The sequence below is a fragment of the Agarivorans sp. JK6 genome (assembly GCF_045277145.1).
Classification (GTDB): domain Bacteria; phylum Pseudomonadota; class Gammaproteobacteria; order Enterobacterales; family Celerinatantimonadaceae; genus Agarivorans; species Agarivorans albus.
In genome coordinates, this window is the sequence record NZ_CP113525.1 from 1,076,251 (window position 1) to 1,092,601 (window position 16,351).

Annotated in this window: 10 protein-coding genes, 1 tRNA gene and 3 rRNA genes; 9 read left to right on the forward strand and 5 right to left on the reverse strand. The window is 45.8% G+C overall.

The features are described from left to right. Window positions 1-15 precede the first annotated feature (15 nt). Complete coding sequence (locus OV592_RS05075; protein WP_152784525.1) at window positions 16-276, reverse strand: hypothetical protein; 261 nt, start codon at window positions 274-276, stop codon at window positions 16-18. Window positions 277-453: 177 nt separating this feature from the next. On the opposite strand from OV592_RS05075, the gene pssA reads away from it, so the two are divergent. The 5 genes from pssA (at window position 454) to rrf (ending at window position 6,829) form a co-directional block, all read left to right on the forward strand. Next, window positions 454-1,296, forward strand: coding sequence for a CDP-diacylglycerol--serine O-phosphatidyltransferase (pssA, locus tag OV592_RS05080; RefSeq protein WP_406610625.1), 843 nt, complete (start codon window positions 454-456; stop codon window positions 1,294-1,296). A 453-nt stretch (window positions 1,297-1,749) separates the two neighbouring features. Beyond that, window positions 1,750-3,292, forward strand: a 16S ribosomal RNA gene (locus tag OV592_RS05085). A gap of 105 nt (window positions 3,293-3,397) precedes the next feature. Further along, window positions 3,398-3,473, forward strand: a tRNA-Glu gene (locus tag OV592_RS05090). 241 nt (window positions 3,474-3,714) lie between these two features. After that, window positions 3,715-6,602: ribosomal RNA gene (locus OV592_RS05095) — 23S ribosomal RNA — on the forward strand. Window positions 6,603-6,713: 111 nt separating this feature from the next. Continuing rightward, a 5S ribosomal RNA gene (gene rrf, locus OV592_RS05100) occupies window positions 6,714-6,829 on the forward strand. Together the 16S, 23S and 5S rRNA genes with 1 tRNA gene alongside form the textbook arrangement of a ribosomal RNA operon. A gap of 104 nt (window positions 6,830-6,933) precedes the next feature. On the opposite strand, the gene OV592_RS05105 is transcribed toward rrf, so the two are convergent. The 3 genes from OV592_RS05105 to OV592_RS05115 all read right to left on the reverse strand — a co-directional run bounded on the left by OV592_RS05105 (window position 6,934) and on the right by OV592_RS05115 (window position 10,757). Further along, window positions 6,934-8,664 carry a GGDEF domain-containing protein gene (locus OV592_RS05105; RefSeq protein WP_406610626.1) on the reverse strand — a complete coding sequence of 577 codons (1,731 nt, stop codon included), beginning with the start codon at window positions 8,662-8,664 and terminating at the stop codon, window positions 6,934-6,936. Window positions 8,665-8,778: 114 nt separating this feature from the next. Next, window positions 8,779-9,750 (reverse strand): aldo/keto reductase, encoded by a 972-nt coding sequence (locus tag OV592_RS05110; protein ID WP_406610627.1) that lies wholly within the window; start codon window positions 9,748-9,750, stop codon window positions 8,779-8,781. 29 nt (window positions 9,751-9,779) lie between these two features. Continuing rightward, complete coding sequence (locus OV592_RS05115) at window positions 9,780-10,757, reverse strand: aldo/keto reductase (RefSeq protein WP_406610628.1); 978 nt, start codon at window positions 10,755-10,757, stop codon at window positions 9,780-9,782. A gap of 100 nt (window positions 10,758-10,857) precedes the next feature. Between OV592_RS05115 and OV592_RS05120 the strand changes: the two genes are divergently transcribed. The 3 genes from OV592_RS05120 to OV592_RS05130 all read left to right on the forward strand — a co-directional run bounded on the left by OV592_RS05120 (window position 10,858) and on the right by OV592_RS05130 (window position 13,289). Continuing rightward, a complete protein-coding gene (locus OV592_RS05120) occupies window positions 10,858-11,736 on the forward strand; it encodes a LysR family transcriptional regulator (protein WP_406610629.1) in 879 nt (292 codons plus the stop codon). A 59-nt stretch (window positions 11,737-11,795) separates the two neighbouring features. Continuing rightward, window positions 11,796-12,362 carry a DUF1415 domain-containing protein gene (locus OV592_RS05125; RefSeq protein ID WP_406610630.1) on the forward strand — a complete coding sequence of 189 codons (567 nt, stop codon included), beginning with the start codon at window positions 11,796-11,798 and terminating at the stop codon, window positions 12,360-12,362. A gap of 84 nt (window positions 12,363-12,446) precedes the next feature. Next, a complete protein-coding gene (locus OV592_RS05130) occupies window positions 12,447-13,289 on the forward strand; it encodes an HDOD domain-containing protein (RefSeq protein WP_221074562.1) in 843 nt (280 codons plus the stop codon). A gap of 68 nt (window positions 13,290-13,357) precedes the next feature. On the opposite strand, the gene OV592_RS05135 is transcribed toward OV592_RS05130, so the two are convergent. After that, window positions 13,358-15,511: a TonB-dependent hemoglobin/transferrin/lactoferrin family receptor gene (locus tag OV592_RS05135; protein ID WP_152786265.1), complete on the reverse strand. Its 2,154-nt coding sequence runs from the start codon at window positions 15,509-15,511 to the stop codon at window positions 13,358-13,360. A 336-nt stretch (window positions 15,512-15,847) separates the two neighbouring features. On the opposite strand from OV592_RS05135, the gene OV592_RS05140 reads away from it, so the two are divergent. After that, window positions 15,848-16,306, forward strand: a complete 459-nt coding sequence (locus OV592_RS05140; RefSeq protein ID WP_406610631.1) for a hypothetical protein — start codon at window positions 15,848-15,850, stop codon at window positions 16,304-16,306. Window positions 16,307-16,351 lie beyond the last annotated feature (45 nt).

Genomic DNA, 16,351 nt, shown 5'->3' on the forward strand with positions numbered 1-16,351 from the left:
TAAAGCGTAAGCAAGCTAATTAGCTTGCTTACGTTGTTGGTTTTGGAGTTGTTTTAGGTTGAGATAGCTTTTTGTTTGGCTGTCGCTAAGCAGCTTGGCAATCTCTTGGTCTTTTTCTTTTAACAACTCTCGCATTGCTTTCCACATTTGTTTTCTATCGCCTTCAAAACCAAATAAGTCATCCATCAAACTGTTATATCGTTGTTCAAGTTGAGTAAATTGGCTAATTTGGTGCGGGTCTAAACTCAAATGCTTAGTCAATCTTTCTATGTCCATAGTGTTACTACCAATTTGTGCGTTTAGTCGACCTAAAAAATGAACTCCTCCTAATATTTATTTCTTATGTCTAAGATATAGTTCATTGCGCTGCTTTTGTCTTTGAATTGCTATTATCAACTAGGGGCTTATGCTATTTTTAGCCAAAGTTTTAAGGCTGTTTTATAGAGTATTTAAATGACCGAGCAAAAAGTTAGCGAAGGTGCCCGCCAAAAAGGCATCTTCTTACTCCCCAATTTGTTTACCACCGCAGGGCTGTTTTCAGGCTTTTATGCGGTAGTTGCATCAATGAACGATCAATTTGAGGCAGCGGCTATCGCCATCTTTGTTGCAATGATTTTTGATGGAGTAGATGGCCGAGTTGCTAGGTTAACAAATACCGAGAGTGCCTTTGGTGCAGAGTATGACTCGATGGCCGATATGGTTTCCTTTGGTATTGCCCCTGCTCTGGTGGTTTATAATTGGGCGCTGCACGATTTAGGCAAAATAGGCTGGTTGGCAGCATTTGTTTATACAGTAGGTGCAGCCTTGCGCCTTGCCCGCTTTAACACTCAAGTGGGTATTGCGGATAAACGTTTCTTTCAAGGTTTAGCTAGTCCAGCCGCGGCCGCGTTAATAGCTGGGATGGTCTGGTTTGCTCAAGACCTTCAGTTTTCAGGTAACAGTTTAGAATTTGTTGCCTGCTTTATTACTGTCATCAGTGGTCTGTTAATGGTGAGTAACTTCCGCTATCACAGTTTCAAAGGTATCGATTTAAAAGGCCGTGTACCATTTTTTGCTGTGCTGCTTATTGTATTAGTGTTTATTGTTATTGCCGTTAAGCCCGCAGTCATCTTGTTTACGCTGTTTGCCGCCTATGCTGTTTCGGGGCCTATCTACACTGTTCGCACTGTGAAGGACCTCAAATTTAAACACGTAGTGGGTGATGAAGAAGATCTAGACTGTCATCGAACAGAGAGCCAGCATAAAGGCGATGAGCAATCCGTTGAACCGGTAGCTGAAGATAAAGTAGAAAAGTAACAAAATAGTACTTAATGAGAAAAAAGGCGCTTAAATGGCGCCTTTTTGCTTATTTAATGTGCTGTTTTGGTTTTATCTTTCAATAATTGGCAAAAAAGCAAAATAACTGTTGCTTTACTAAATCGCTTCCCTATAATGCACCTCCACTGACACGGCACGCAGCGCACTAAAGCGAAGCAAGGCTACGTCAGGGGTATCAAGGCCTAGGGCTGAGTTAGCCGGTTGAAAAACTTCTTCTTAATTAATATTAAAAAGCGGTTGACAGCCACAGAGGAAAGCGTAGAATGCGCACCTCGCTTCGATTGAGAAGCAACGCTCTTTAACAATTTATCAAGCAATCTGTGTGAGCACTCACAGGACCTTAAGCGAAAAAATTAAGCTTAAGTGAACTGGAGTCTTGCACTGTAAAACACAGTAATAATTTCAGTTTTTAACTTTGAGCGAAAAAACTTTTGATTGAAGAGTTTGATCATGGCTCAGATTGAACGCTGGCGGCAGGCTTAACACATGCAAGTCGAGCGGTAACATTTCTAGCTTGCTAGAAGATGACGAGCGGCGGACGGGTGAGTAATGCTTGGGAATATGCCTTTACGTGGGGGACAACAGTTGGAAACGACTGCTAATACCGCATAATGTCTTCGGACCAAAGGAGGGGATGCTTCGGCACCTTTCGCGTAAAGATTAGCCCAAGTGGGATTAGCTAGTTGGTAAGGTAATGGCTTACCAAGGCGACGATCCCTAGCTGGTTTGAGAGGATGATCAGCCACACTGGGACTGAGACACGGCCCAGACTCCTACGGGAGGCAGCAGTGGGGAATATTGCACAATGGGCGAAAGCCTGATGCAGCCATGCCGCGTGTGTGAAGAAGGCCTTCGGGTTGTAAAGCACTTTCAGTCGTGAGGAAGGGGTAGTAATTAATACTTGCTATCTTTGACGTTAGCGACAGAAGAAGGACCGGCTAACTCCGTGCCAGCAGCCGCGGTAATACGGAGGGTCCGAGCGTTAATCGGAATTACTGGGCGTAAAGCGTACGCAGGCGGCTTGTTAAGCCAGATGTGAAATCCCCGGGCTCAACCTGGGAATGGCATTTGGAACTGGCAAGCTAGAGTTTTGTAGAGGGTGGTAGAATTTCAGGTGTAGCGGTGAAATGCGTAGAGATCTGAAGGAATACCAGTGGCGAAGGCGGCCACCTGGACAAAAACTGACGCTCATGTACGAAAGCGTGGGGAGCAAACAGGATTAGATACCCTGGTAGTCCACGCCGTAAACGATGTCTACTAGTTGTCTGTGAGTTTAACTCGTGGGTAACGCAGCTAACGCATTAAGTAGACCGCCTGGGGAGTACGGCCGCAAGGTTAAAACTCAAATGAATTGACGGGGGCCCGCACAAGCGGTGGAGCATGTGGTTTAATTCGATGCAACGCGAAGAACCTTACCTGCCCTTGACATACTGAGAACTTACCAGAGATGGTTTGGTGCCTTCGGGAACTCAGATACAGGTGCTGCATGGCTGTCGTCAGCTCGTGTCGTGAGATGTTGGGTTAAGTCCCGCAACGAGCGCAACCCCTATCCTTATTTGCCAGCACGTAATGGTGGGAACTCTAGGGAGACTGCCGGTGATAAACCGGAGGAAGGTGGGGACGACGTCAAGTCATCATGGCCCTTACGGGCAGGGCTACACACGTGCTACAATGGCATGTACAGAGGGATGCGAACTCGCGAGAGCAAGCGGACCCCAAAAAGCATGTCGTAGTCCGGATCGGAGTCTGCAACTCGACTCCGTGAAGTCGGAATCGCTAGTAATCGTAGATCAGAATGCTACGGTGAATACGTTCCCGGGCCTTGTACACACCGCCCGTCACACCATGGGAGTGGGCTGCAAAAGAAGTGGGTAGTTTAACCTTCGGGAGGACGCTCACCACTTTGTGGTTCATGACTGGGGTGAAGTCGTAACAAGGTAGCCCTAGGGGAACCTGGGGCTGGATCACCTCCTTATTATGATGCTTAGGTTTTGTGACGTGTTCACACAGATTGCTTGATGAAAAAGAAAAGAGAGAAGTTCTAGTGTGGTGTAGAACCAACGAGAACAGCTACTGCAGTGTCCCGTTCGTCTAGAGGCCTAGGACACCGCCCTTTCACGGCGGTAACAGGGGTTCAAATCCCCTACGGGATACCATTTTCTCTCACTGGTTTGAGAATACAAAGCTAAGCATTTGTTTATATAGTGCTTAGCTTTGGTTTCTAAGGAACCAATTGCTCTTTAACAATTTGGAAAAGCTGATAAAAAATATCTCAAGAATATGAGTTTAATAACAAGTGTTCTTGGTATTCAAAAATAAGGTGATCGTACTCGAATGGCAGGATTTATACAGCCTGACCATTCAAGTGATTTAAGCGACAACATTTAGGTGTTGTATGGTTAAGTGACTAAGCGTATACGGTGGATGCCTTGGCAGTCAGAGGCGATGAAGGACGTGTTAATCTGCGATAAGCCATGTTAAGTCGATAAAAGACGTTATAGACATGGATTTCCGAATGGGGAAACCCACTGCATTTTATGCAGTATCGTAACGTGAATACATAGCGTTGCGAGGCGAACCCGGGGAACTGAAACATCTAAGTACCCGGAGGAAAAGAAATCAACCGAGATTCTGGTAGTAGCGGCGAGCGAACCCGGATTAGCCCTTAAGCTTTTAGGTGATTAGTGGAACATTCTGGAAAGGATGGCGATACAGGGTGATAGCCCCGTACATGAAAATCTACTTTAAGTGAAATCGAGTAGGACGGCACACGTGATATGTTGTCTGAATATGGGGGGACCATCCTCCAAGGCTAAATACTCCTGACTGACCGATAGTGAACCAGTACCGTGAGGGAAAGGCGAAAAGAACCCCTGTGAGGGGAGTGAAATAGAACCTGAAACCGTATACGTACAAGCAGTGGGAGCCCCTTCGTGGGGTGACTGCGTACCTTTTGTATAATGGGTCAACGACTTAATTTCAGTAGCAAGGTTAAGCGAATAGCGGAGCCGTAGGGAAACCGAGTGTTAACTGCGCGCATAGTTGCTGGGATTAGACCCGAAACCCGGTGATCTAGCCATGGGCAGGTTGAAGATTGGGTAACACCAATTGGAGGACCGAACCGACTAATGTTGAAAAATTAGCGGATGACTTGTGGCTGGGGGTGAAAGGCCAATCAAACCGGGAGATAGCTGGTTCTCCTCGAAAGCTATTTAGGTAGCGCCTCGAGCGAATACTGATGGGGGTAGAGCACTGTTAAGGCTAGGGGGTCATCCCGACTTACCAACCCTTTGCAAACTCCGAATACCATCAAGTACTACTCGGGAGACACACGGCGGGTGCTAACGTCCGTCGTGGAAAGGGAAACAACCCAGACCGTCAGCTAAGGTCCCAAAGTGTATGTTAAGTGGGAAACGATGTGGGAAGGCTTAGACAGCCAGGATGTTGGCTTAGAAGCAGCCATCATTTAAAGAAAGCGTAATAGCTCACTGGTCGAGTCGGCCTGCGCGGAAGATGTAACGGGGCTAAACATACCACCGAAGCTACGGGAGCATGCTTGCATGCTCGGTAGAGGAGCGTTCTGTAAGCCGTTGAAGGTGATTCGTAAGGATTGCTGGAGGTATCAGAAGTGCGAATGTTGACATGAGTAACGATAAAGGGGGTGAAAAGCCCCCTCGCCGAAAGACCAAGGTTTCCTGTCCAATGTTAATCAGGGCAGGGTGAGTCGGCCCCTAAGGCGAGACTGAAAAGTGTAGTCGATGGGAAACAGGTTAATATTCCTGTACTTCGTATAATTGCGATGGGAGGACGGAGAAGGCTAGGCCAGCGTGGCGATGGTTGTCCACGTGAAAGGCAGTAGGCGGTAAACTTAGGCAAATCCGGGTTTACATTACGCTGAGAGTTGATGACGAGTGTCTACGGACACGAAGTGGTTGATGCCCTGCTTCCAGGAAAAGTCTCTAAGCTTCAGATTATACGAAACCGTACCCCAAACCGACACAGGTGGTTGGGTAGAGAATACCAAGGCGCTTGAGAGAACTCGGGTGAAGGAACTAGGCAAAATGGTACCGTAACTTCGGGAGAAGGTACGCTCTTGATGGTGATGGGACTTGCTCCCTAAGCTGCTGAGAGTCGCAGATACCAGTTGGCTGCAACTGTTTATTAAAAACACAGCACTGTGCTAAATCGAAAGATGACGTATACGGTGTGACGCCTGCCCGGTGCCGGAAGGTTAATTGATGTGGTTAGCGCAAGCGAAGCTATTGATCGAAGCCCCGGTAAACGGCGGCCGTAACTATAACGGTCCTAAGGTAGCGAAATTCCTTGTCGGGTAAGTTCCGACCTGCACGAATGGCGTAATGATGGCCAAGCTGTCTCCACCCGAGACTCAGTGAAATTGAAATTGCCGTGAAGATGCGGTGTACCCGCGGCTAGACGGAAAGACCCCGTGAACCTTTACTACAGCTTGACACTGAACATTGACCCTACATGTGTAGGATAGGTGGGAGGCTTTGAAGCGTTGTCGCCAGATGACGTGGAGCCGACCTTGAAATACCACCCTTGTAGTGTTGATGTTCTAACGTTGGTCCCTTATCGGGATTGCGGACAGTGTCTGGTGGGTAGTTTGACTGGGGCGGTCTCCTCCCAAAGAGTAACGGAGGAGCACGAAGGTTGGCTAAGTATGGTCGGACATCATACGGTTAGTGCAATGGCATAAGCCAGCTTAACTGCGAGACAGACACGTCGAGCAGGTACGAAAGTAGGTCATAGTGATCCGGTGGTTCTGTATGGAAGGGCCATCGCTCAACGGATAAAAGGTACTCCGGGGATAACAGGCTGATACCGCCCAAGAGTTCATATCGACGGCGGTGTTTGGCACCTCGATGTCGGCTCATCACATCCTGGGGCTGAAGTCGGTCCCAAGGGTATGGCTGTTCGCCATTTAAAGTGGTACGCGAGCTGGGTTTAGAACGTCGTGAGACAGTTCGGTCCCTATCTGCCGTGGGCGTTTGAGAATTGAGGGGAGCTGCTCCTAGTACGAGAGGACCGGAGTGGACGAACCGCTGGTGTTTGGGTTGTTATGCCAATAGCATTGCCCAGTAGCTACGTTCGGAACTGATAACCGCTGAAAGCATCTAAGCGGGAAGCAGGCCTCGAGATTAATTCTCACTAGGACTTTAAGTCCTCTGAAGGGCCGTTGGAGACTACAACGTTGATAGGCAAGGTGTGTAAGTGCTGTGAGGCATTGAGCTAACTTGTACTAATTACCCGTGAGGCTTAACCATACAACACCTAAAGGGTGTTGCTTATAGATACTTTATTTTAGAAACCATGAATACTTGTTAGTGCTCATGAGATGTTTCAGCTTTTTCGAATGTTAAAGACAACAGTTTTTGCCTGGTGGCAATAGCGTTGTGGACCCACCTGACTCCATGCCGAACTCAGAAGTGAAACGCAACTGCGCCGATGATAGTGTGGGGCTTCCCCATGTGAAAGTAGGTCACCGCCAGGCTCCTATACTAAGCCCTCGTCTAACGACGAGGGCTTTTTTATTGCCTGCGATTTAGTCGCCCAGGCATACCAATCGCACAATCCTCTATAGATTCATCAACAGCACTACCCTAGCGCATCACAGACATCGCCCTCTTGCACATACAAAGTCGACCAGTGATTACGTTTGGCGTGTTTCTTGGCAAGGCTCGCCCGCTCGCTTAACTCATCGATACTCAGTTGTGAGGCTGCAGTCCAGCGGGTAACGCCTACAGCCAATCCACTCAGATGAAAGAAGCGTTGTTGGCCGTCACGATCTTTGGCCACAATGCCTTTAGCGTCTAGGTCTTTTTGCCGATACAAGGCTTCTCGGCGGCTATCAAATGTGCTGAGTAGGTGTAATACGGAAGGCTGCCAGTTTTGGGTGGTGAAAATCACTATAAAGTCATCTCCGCCTAGGTGGCCAATAAAGTGTGCATATTTACTTAAATGCATCCTTAATAGCTCAGCGACCAATTTGATCATTTTGTCACCGCGCTCATAGCCACAAATATCATTAAATGGCTTAAAGTTATTTAGGTCGAAGTAAGCAAGGTCAAATGTCTGTTTACGTGCGATTAAGTGGTTTAGACTGCGTTGCAGAGGCACGTTACCCGGTAAAGCCGTTAAGGGGTTAGCGTAACGGGCTAATTGAAGTTTGTAGTCAGAGAGCTTTCGCATTACATCTACCGCTAAACCCACGCCGTAGTACTTACTATTTTGAGTAACAATAAATACAGCGTCTAAGCCACTAGCTGTGTGTTGGCTAAGTTTACGGCCGATTTCACTTAAGGTGGTGTTGGCATCTACGGTTAAGGGGTTGGTATCCATTAACTCGGCTACGGTTTTACGCTGATTGAGTGAATGACCGTAAGGGCCCGAGTACTGCGCAAGTAACTCTTCGCGCTTTATTAAGCCTAAAACTCGCTGTTGTCCATCTACCACCGGAAGTGAGTTAATGGTTTTATCTTCGAGAATGGTTGTTAAAAGCTTTTTAGAAGATAAGTTAGGGGACACGATATTGGCAGAGCTGGCTAGAGAAAGTGCCGTGTAGGGCTCTGTTACTACAGGAGTACTTGGCGCAGTTTTTCGCAGCTTTGGTTGATTAGTAGGCCGAGCAATATGAAAACCTTGAAGGTAAGGAATATCTAAGTTTACCAGTTGCTGATATTGTTCGGCATTTTCAATGCATTCAACAATGATTTGGCTGCCAATTTGTTCAGCAAGGTTCACCAGCGATGCAATGGCAGTGCTAACTTTGCCATCTTCTAGTAATTGCTCGCAGAAAAAACAGTCTAGCTTTAAATACTCAGGGCTGAGTTGTAACCATGTTTTAATGCCTGCGTAGCCTGCGCCAAAATCATCTAAAGCGAAGGAAATCGCTAATTTACGCAGTTCTTGGATACACTTTAAAAGCGCCTTATCAACACAGATTGGCAGGTGCTCGGTGAGCTCGATAACTAGATTGCCTTTGCTAGGAATAAGTTGTTCAAAGCATTGAGTACCTTGTTGCTGATAAATGTACAGTAAAGTATCAGGTGAGAAGTTAATGAATAGATGGCCATTTATATTTTGCTTATCAAAGCGTTGTCGAGCTAGCTGAGCGCAAAGTAACTCAAGCTCATGCTGTTGGCTAGATTGGCGGGCAAACTCAAGTAGTGTTAGTGGCGAATGGAAATAACTATTTTTGGGGCCTCTAGATAAGGCCTCATAGCCTAAAGCTTGATTGTTATTATGATCCCAAATAGTTTGAAAAGCGGTACTAATGCTTTGTTGCCTAATTAGGTCGTCAAACTCCAATTGTCGCTTGGCTCGCATCCTTGTCGCCTCATTTATGCTGTTACTAAACAGGTGTAGCAGCTATTCTTTACAGAATCGTGACAAGTGGGTGAATAATGTTTTTTTCTTTAAATTTAGATGCTTAGCTCTATTTTAATTGAGTAGTTTCTTAATTTCCTGCATTTGCGCTTTACTGAGCGGTCCATATTCAATAGCAGCTGCATTACTTAATACTTGAGCTGTATTACGAAATCCTGGAATTGGTAATGTGTGCTCACCTAAGCCCCAAATCCAAGCTAGTGCTCCTTGATTAACCGTTCTTCCCTTACTGGTCAAAATTGATTGAATGCCAGCTAATTTGTTGAGCAGTTGAGGTGATGCTTTACCGTTTATGAAGTATTTTAGCCACTCTGGATTGATGCAACGAATATCGTCTTTATCTAAAATGCTTGAATGGTGGTACTTGCCTGAGAGCAGCCCCATAGCGAGTGGTCCTCGGTTTATCGCCGTTTTGTTGTGCTTGGCACAGAAGCTTACCAAATCATTGTTTTGGTCTAACACGTTGTTTTGAAACTGAAAGGCAATGCAGTGTTCAGCTGAAGAAAAGGCCTTTGCACGGTCTAGAAAGTCGGTACTCCAAGCGTAAGCGCGTATTTTCCCTGCCTTAACTAAGTGCTCTAGAGTTTCTATCATTTGTCCTATATTTTCGGCTGGGTAGTCATTTAAGTGTAACTGGTATAAATCAATATACTCAGTACTTAAGCGTTTTAGGCTATTTTCGCAATGTCGAATAATAGCATCGTGTTGATCAAAGATACCGCTGATGGTTTTGCTATCTTCATCAAACTCTAGGCCAAACTTAGTGCCAATAATGGCTTGTTGGCGTTTATTAGCCAGGGCTTTACCCAATACCCGTTCGCTGTGACCTGCACCATAGACTGCTGCAGTGTCGAAAAAGTTAATGCCAGCATCAAGTGCAGCGTGAATGGCTGAAATCGAGACCGCATCGTCTACTTTCCCCCAGCCACAAGGTTTGTTGTCTTGGTCGAAGAAAGGCCCGCCAATGGCCCAACAACCTAAACCAAGAGGGCTTACTTTCCATTCACCTAACTGTCTTAATTGCATAGCATTATCCTTTTTGGCTATAAAGTTCTTTAGCGGTTACCACGAACCCAAGGACTAACCTCTTGCTGATAAAAATCGGCAAGCTTGGCATGAAGGTCTTTGCTTAAAGAGGTTTGGCCTGAGTAATGAGTATTTTGCTGAATCTGCTCTGGTTTGCTTGCTCCCGTAATTACGCTAGTTATTTGTGGGTGGTCAAGTAGCCAACGAATTGCACACTCTGCAATAGCTAAGTTTTCAGGAAGCAGCGCTTTAAGCTGTTCAAGCAAGTTCAATGCTTTATCTAGCGGCAAACCAGCGAAAGTTTCCCCTACATGAAAGGCTGCGCCATCTCGGTTGTAGTGGCGGTGATCCGTTTCGGCAAATTGTCGATGCGCGGTGACAGCGCCACTTAATAAACCACTGGCATAGGGCAAACGGGCAATTATTCCCACTTGTTGAGCTTGAGCTAAATCGAGCACTTCAGCTACAGCGTCTTGTCTAAATAGGTTAATGATAATTTGTAAGCTGGTTAAAGCCGGGTCTTTTAAACACAACTTGGCTTCTTCCATCGACTCTACACTTGCGCCGTAGTGCTCAATCAAGCCTTGTTGTTTAAAGTCGGCTAACCAAGTGAATATTTCACCATCACGAAGCATCTGGGTGGGAACACAATGCAGTTGAATCAAGGGAATGCTGGTTAAACCTAGCCGCTGTAAACTGGCTTCGATGCTTTGTTTAACTGTTTGTTTAGTGTAGTTATTCGGGTACAAATTTGCATCTCGGCCAAGCTTGGTTGCAATGGTTATATCTGAATGCTGTTGGTAAAACTGCCCCAGTAATCGTTCGCTAAGGCCCGCGCCATATACATCGGCTGTATCATAAAAATGCACGCCACTTTGGTAGGCCTGCTCGAGGATGGTCAGTGACTGAGCTTCGCTTACAGGGCCAAAGTCACCGCCTAATTGCCAGCAGCCTAAGCCTATTTCACTTAATACTAAGCCGCTTTTACCTAACACTCTGTTCTGCATTGTTGATCCTGCTTGGTTATGTTTTAAAACAGTGTAAACGTTTTATGTTGTTTGATATTTGGCTAGTATTAAAAATAATTGTTCAGAAATTTGGATTAATATGTTCGCAGGGCTGGTTGATTTTGTCACCGTAGTTGAAACCGGCAGTTTTACTGCCGCTGCCGATAAGCTGCATAGTTCTAAGGCTAGCATTAGCCAAAGGGTGAGTGATTTAGAACATCGTTTAGGAGTGCAGCTGTTATATCGTTCGACCCGCAAGCTACGTTTGACTGATGCAGGGGAGAGTTATTATCAAAGCTGTCGTCAAGGCCTAGAGTTGCTGGAAGATGGAGCTCTAGCAGCCCAACAGCTGCAACATCATTTACAAGGCAAGATAAAAATAAACTCCTTAGGCGGCATTTTTGCAGAGCAATGGCTGGCGCCGGCTTTGCTTACGTTTCGCCAAGAACATCCAAACATTGATATCGAGCTAGATTTGTCGTCACAACGAGAAGACCTATTAAGCTCTCCTTTTGATATTGTATTTCGAATGGGAGCTTTGCCCGATTCGAGTTTGCAGGTGAGGGTGTTAAGCCAGTTAAATACGCATGTGGTCGCTAGCCCTGAGTACTTAGGGGCTAATGGCTTGCCCAAGCACCCCGAAGAGTTGCGTCATCATCAGTGTATTTGTGGCACGGTGTCGCAGTGGCCTTTTCAAAAGAATGGGCAAAAGTTGTTGGTGTCGGTGAGTGGCTCTTTTGCCTGTCCTAATGGACACGTACTTAAACAAGCCGCCATTGAGGGTTTTGGTTTTATTCGTACTCACGATATGTACTTGCGTGACGCGCTAGAAGCAGGCCAGCTAAAAACAGTGTTAGAAGATTGGCAGGTAGTAAGCCAACCGTTATGGATGGTGTTTCCTCCGGCACGTTATCGCTCGAAACGAGTAACTAAGCTAGCTGATTGGCTGGTAGACTATGCCAAAAGGCAAGCCATTTAGCTTTTGTTAGCGATTGGCATCATTAACGCTATGGGCTTTAAAGCATTCAAGGATTAAACATGAGTAATTCCTCCCCCAGTAGTGATATAAGCGAAGCTGAATATCAGCAGCACACGATGCGCTGGGTGAAAGATTTTGTGGTTGAATACAATATTTGTCCTTTTGCAAAGCGCGAATTAGAGCGTGGTAGTATTCGCTACCAAGTAGCGATGAGCGACGATATTGAAGAGTTATTGCAGCAGTTAGTTGTAGAATGCCAGTTCTTAGATAATCAACCCGACGTTGAAACAACCTTGTTTATCACCCCCAGCTTAAGCAGTTTTGAAGACTATTTAGATTGTTTGTATTGGGCGGAGAAGATCATAAGCAAACAAGGCTATGATGGCGTTTACCAGCTAGCTAGTTTTCATCCCGACTACTGTTTTGCTGGAGAAGCAGATACAGCGCCAAGTAACTATACTAATCGTTCGCCTTATCCGGTATTTCACTTAATTCGTGAAGCAACGGTGAGTCGCTTAACTCGACTTCATCCTGATCCTGAAGGGATCCCTGAGCACAACATTGAGCTTACTGAAGAACTGGGGATTTCATCACTAAAACAGATTTTGGCGAGCTGTAAATTGTAGATTAGAGTATATATTTTATCTTATCGCTTTGAAATTACTAAGTTATTTGCTTATGCTTTGCCAGCAAATTTTACAGGAGGTGATATGTCTTTAACGATAACTGCGGCCGAAAAAGCGATTTTGGCGGATTTGTCTATTCCCCCTCGGCCTCAAGTTTTGTTAACGATTACTCAAGAAACAAAAAAAGCCGAGCCCGATGTAGCGGTTATTGCCGAGGCAATAGCTAGTGATGTAGGGATCTCTGGTGCGGTGTTGCAAATTGTTAACTCTGCTGCGTTTCGTCGCTTAAACGAGATTAAATCGATTCACCAAGCGGTGATGACTTTAGGCATTAATCGGGTATTTCCTATTGTTAAAGCGGTTGCCTTAAAAGGGGCAATGCCAGCCTCTAAAGTATTGGATAAATTTTGGTTAGAGGCTAACTTACTGGCTAGTTGCGCAGCGGCTACCGCTGAAGAGCTAGGCTTTGAATCGGCCAAAGATAATGCTTATATGCTGGGTTTGTTTCATCAGGCTGGCGTACCCGCTTTGCTACAGTCTTTCCCTGAATATGAAAGCTTACTCGCCGAGGCCAATGACATGGGATGGGCTCATCTCGCGGAACGTGAACGCAGTGAATATGGGACAACTCATGCCACTGTGGCTGCACTTATTGCGCAGCAATGGAGCCTGCCTAAGGTGATGATAGAAGCCATTTATTATCAACACGACGCAGATGGCTTATTTAGTTCGCAAGAGCTAGGTAAATCATCGCTGCTAATGTTAGCAATATTAAAAATAGCGCGTATTGTTGCTTACCGTAAACTGGGAGTAAGCAGTGAAGAAGAAGCTTGGCAGGAGAGCTACGACGGCTTGTTAGCTTTCTTGAATTTGGAAGATCAGCAGTTAGAAGACACATTAAGTGCGGTGCTAGAGGCGCAGGCATAAAGAATTGCGTTTTAACGAATATAAAAAAGGCTAGCTGAGTAAGCTAGCCTTTTTACTTTTGGAAAGGTTTAGAACGTATACGCTATGTCGACGCCCCAGTTACGGCCTGGCTGGGTGTAACGGTCTAGGCCTTGATGGTCAGATGGTTTGCCGTCTAGGTCGGTGTAGCTCCAGTATTTTTGGTCAAGCGCATTAAACAAGCCTGCTCGCAATACTAGGTCGTTCACCGGTTGGTAGTAGGCAGTTAGATCTAGCAAAGCGTGGCCAGGTGCGTGGGCGTTGTTTTCGGTAGACCAGTCGCCTTCTTTCTTGGCTGACACCATGGTTAGGTTAAGTTGGCTACCCCAAAGTTTATCTTGGTGGTCGTAGCCTAAGCCCCAAACTGCAGTAAGCGGTGCAACAGAATCTAGCGCGCTGCCATCTTCTTTATTTTTGCCTTGTGCGTAGGCAACGCTTAAGCGGCTGTAGCTACCTTTAGGTGCACCAAAGGCTTCATCTAACCAGTAGTTACCTTTAAACTCCACACCATAGATTTCAGCTTCACCAATGTTTTCATTGATGGTGATACCCGCTGGATAGCTTGGATCACTGTAATCAGTTACTGATTGAATGAAGTTGGTGTAGTCATTGAAGAAACCCACTAACTCCATGCTAGATGCTGCAGTATTGGTACGTAAGCCTAACTCGTAGCTTTGGCTCTCTTCTGGTTTAAGGTTAGGGTTAGACAAGGTGGCATAACCGTGGCCGCTATTATCAAAGGCGTAGTAAAGTTCTTCAAGGGTAGGGGCTCTAAAGCCTTCGCTATATTGAACAAATGTACTAACTTGTTGATTCCAGTGATATACCGCGCCTAAGCGTTTGGTTAAAGCATCGCTGTTATGCTCTTCAAAGCCGCTGCTGGCATCTGGTGTTGCTTTGTAGTCGTCGTAACGTAAACCAGCGGTAACTACTAAGCGTTCATCCATTAAATACATGTGATCTTGAATAAAGATCCCGCGCTTTTCGGCTTCTGCTTTAGGCACTTCTGGCGCCCCTGGATCTACTGTTCCTGTATCGTAATAATGGGTGCGGTAATCCAGCTCAAAATCACTATTGATAGCTGTTAAACCGTAGCTGATTTCGTGGCTGCCGTGGTCAAACTCCAGTAGTTTGTTGAACTGAGCATCAAACTGCAATGAGCTATCTTCACCGTTACGTTCACGATTACGGCTACCGTATAAGTCGGTAGTATCGTAGTTATTGTGCTCTGATTTACTTTGCTGATGGCTTAGTTGCCAGAACAAATCATCAAATGCGGCATTGTTGGCTAGCCATGTGTGGTTTACGCCTACACGGCTGCGAGTGTCTTTGTCCTCGCCAGTTACATTTGTGTAGGTAAAGCCTGGGAATATGCTATAGCCTTCGTTACTAAGGATGGTTGACTTAGATTCGCGCTGGAATAGCTCAGCCACTAGGCCAAAAGTATGTGCATCATTTAAGGCGTAGTTAGTTTTTAGGAGCAGGTTGTGAGAGTCAAAGTCGAGAGGATCGGCTTGCCCGCGGTCTCGGCCATTTATGTCTTCACCTGAAGAATGGGTTTTAGTTTCGCTGCCATCACGGTAGGTGTAAATGGCTAAACCTTCCCATTTTTGATAGCGCTTAGCGACCTCGACGGTGGCTTTATATGCTTCGTTAGAACTACCGTAGCCAGTTTTAAGTGCAACATGGTTGCTGTCGCCTTCAGCTAGTACATCTTCAGGGTTTTTGGTTCTTAGTAATATTGCGCCGCCTAAGGCGTCACTACCGTAAAGGCTAGAGGCTGGCCCCTTGTTAATTTCAACGGCACTTAGGGTGTCAATTTCATAAGCGTTTGGCCCCTTGTTCATCACATCGCCACCAGGGTTATAGGCAGTGGGTTGCTCGATGCCATCTACCATTAGCTTAATTCGGTTGCCATCTAGGCCACGAATATTAAAGCCACTAGTGCCAAAACGGCCTTGCCCGGTAGTGGTTACGCCGGGTTCGTAACGAACAGCGTCATTTAAATCATTAGCCATTTGCTGCTCTAGCTGCTCAGAGCTTACCGAGCTAATGCTAGAAGAGATGTCTTTGACCGATTGCTCGGTACGGGTTGCTGATACCACCACTTCGTCAAACATGGTGCTATTTGTTTCGGCATAAGCGAGAGGGCTAAGGCTAAAAATTACTGCATTAGCAATTAGAGTGCGATTGAATGCTTTCATGGTTTTCAGGCTTGTTCCTTATCCTGTTAAGTTTTAATTAGGCGGTACTATACATAATACGAATGAGAATTAAAATCATTTGCATTTAATTATAGTTTTGTAAGTAGCTAAAATTGGAAGGGCTGAATATGGGAAATATCTTGAGTTGGCATTAAAGCTCTAGCCACTAATTGAGTTTATCTAGAAGAATTTGTGTAGCCAGCCAAGCTGGATAATGGTGTTTATATAGCTGTTTGATTTGGCAGAATATACTAAGCTTTAAGCACACTTCGCCAAGCTTTGATGATTGGTGAAAATAACTCTGTATAGCGACTTAAACCTAAGGATGGAATTGAAGTGTTACAAATAAAGCGTGTTGTATGTTTAGCCTTATGCGTGTTGTTGATTAGTGCATGTAAATCCGTGGGGGTGGGTTCTGGTTTCGAGGAGCGCCCAGTTACCCAGGTTAGTGAGCCCGCTAGCAAGGTTCAGTTTAATGATGCCTTAGTATGGCTAGACAGCGCCCAACAGGGAAAGCGAGGAGTACGTTTTCTAAAAGGAGAGTATCCACTTAGTGCTGAAGATGATGAGTATTGGTACTTTCAAGCTCCGTCGGTAATTGAAATGGCAGTGCTCGAGGGGGGAAATGTTGTTGGCGGTAAAAAGATGCCAGGCGGGTTAATGCTTGCTAAAGACGAGCTAGCTACGGTACCAGCCGGTGCGTATATTGATAATGAGACTGACAGCAAGATATTGGTGCTAAAAATGGGGCGTGACTTCATGGCCTTAAAAGGTGAAAAGTGGCAAAAGCAATAAAGTTAAGCGCTTGCTTAAAGAGGCCTTAAGACCTCATTAAGCAAG

What these genes read in the sequence shown, in the direction of transcription:
- OV592_RS05075 (WP_152784525.1), bottom strand. Translation starts at nt 276, where the DNA reads ATGGACATAGAAAGATTGACTAAGCATTTGAGTTTAGACCCGCACCAA.
- pssA (WP_406610625.1), top strand. Translation starts at nt 454, where the DNA reads ATGACCGAGCAAAAAGTTAGCGAAGGTGCCCGCCAAAAAGGCATCTTC.
- OV592_RS05105 (WP_406610626.1), bottom strand. Translation starts at nt 8,664, where the DNA reads ATGCGAGCCAAGCGACAATTGGAGTTTGACGACCTAATTAGGCAACAA.
- OV592_RS05110 (WP_406610627.1), bottom strand. Translation starts at nt 9,750, where the DNA reads ATGCAATTAAGACAGTTAGGTGAATGGAAAGTAAGCCCTCTTGGTTTA.
- OV592_RS05115 (WP_406610628.1), bottom strand. Translation starts at nt 10,757, where the DNA reads ATGCAGAACAGAGTGTTAGGTAAAAGCGGCTTAGTATTAAGTGAAATA.
- OV592_RS05120 (WP_406610629.1), top strand. Translation starts at nt 10,858, where the DNA reads ATGTTCGCAGGGCTGGTTGATTTTGTCACCGTAGTTGAAACCGGCAGT.
- OV592_RS05125 (WP_406610630.1), top strand. Translation starts at nt 11,796, where the DNA reads ATGAGTAATTCCTCCCCCAGTAGTGATATAAGCGAAGCTGAATATCAG.
- OV592_RS05130 (WP_221074562.1), top strand. Translation starts at nt 12,447, where the DNA reads ATGTCTTTAACGATAACTGCGGCCGAAAAAGCGATTTTGGCGGATTTG.
- OV592_RS05135 (WP_152786265.1), bottom strand. Translation starts at nt 15,511, where the DNA reads ATGAAAGCATTCAATCGCACTCTAATTGCTAATGCAGTAATTTTTAGC.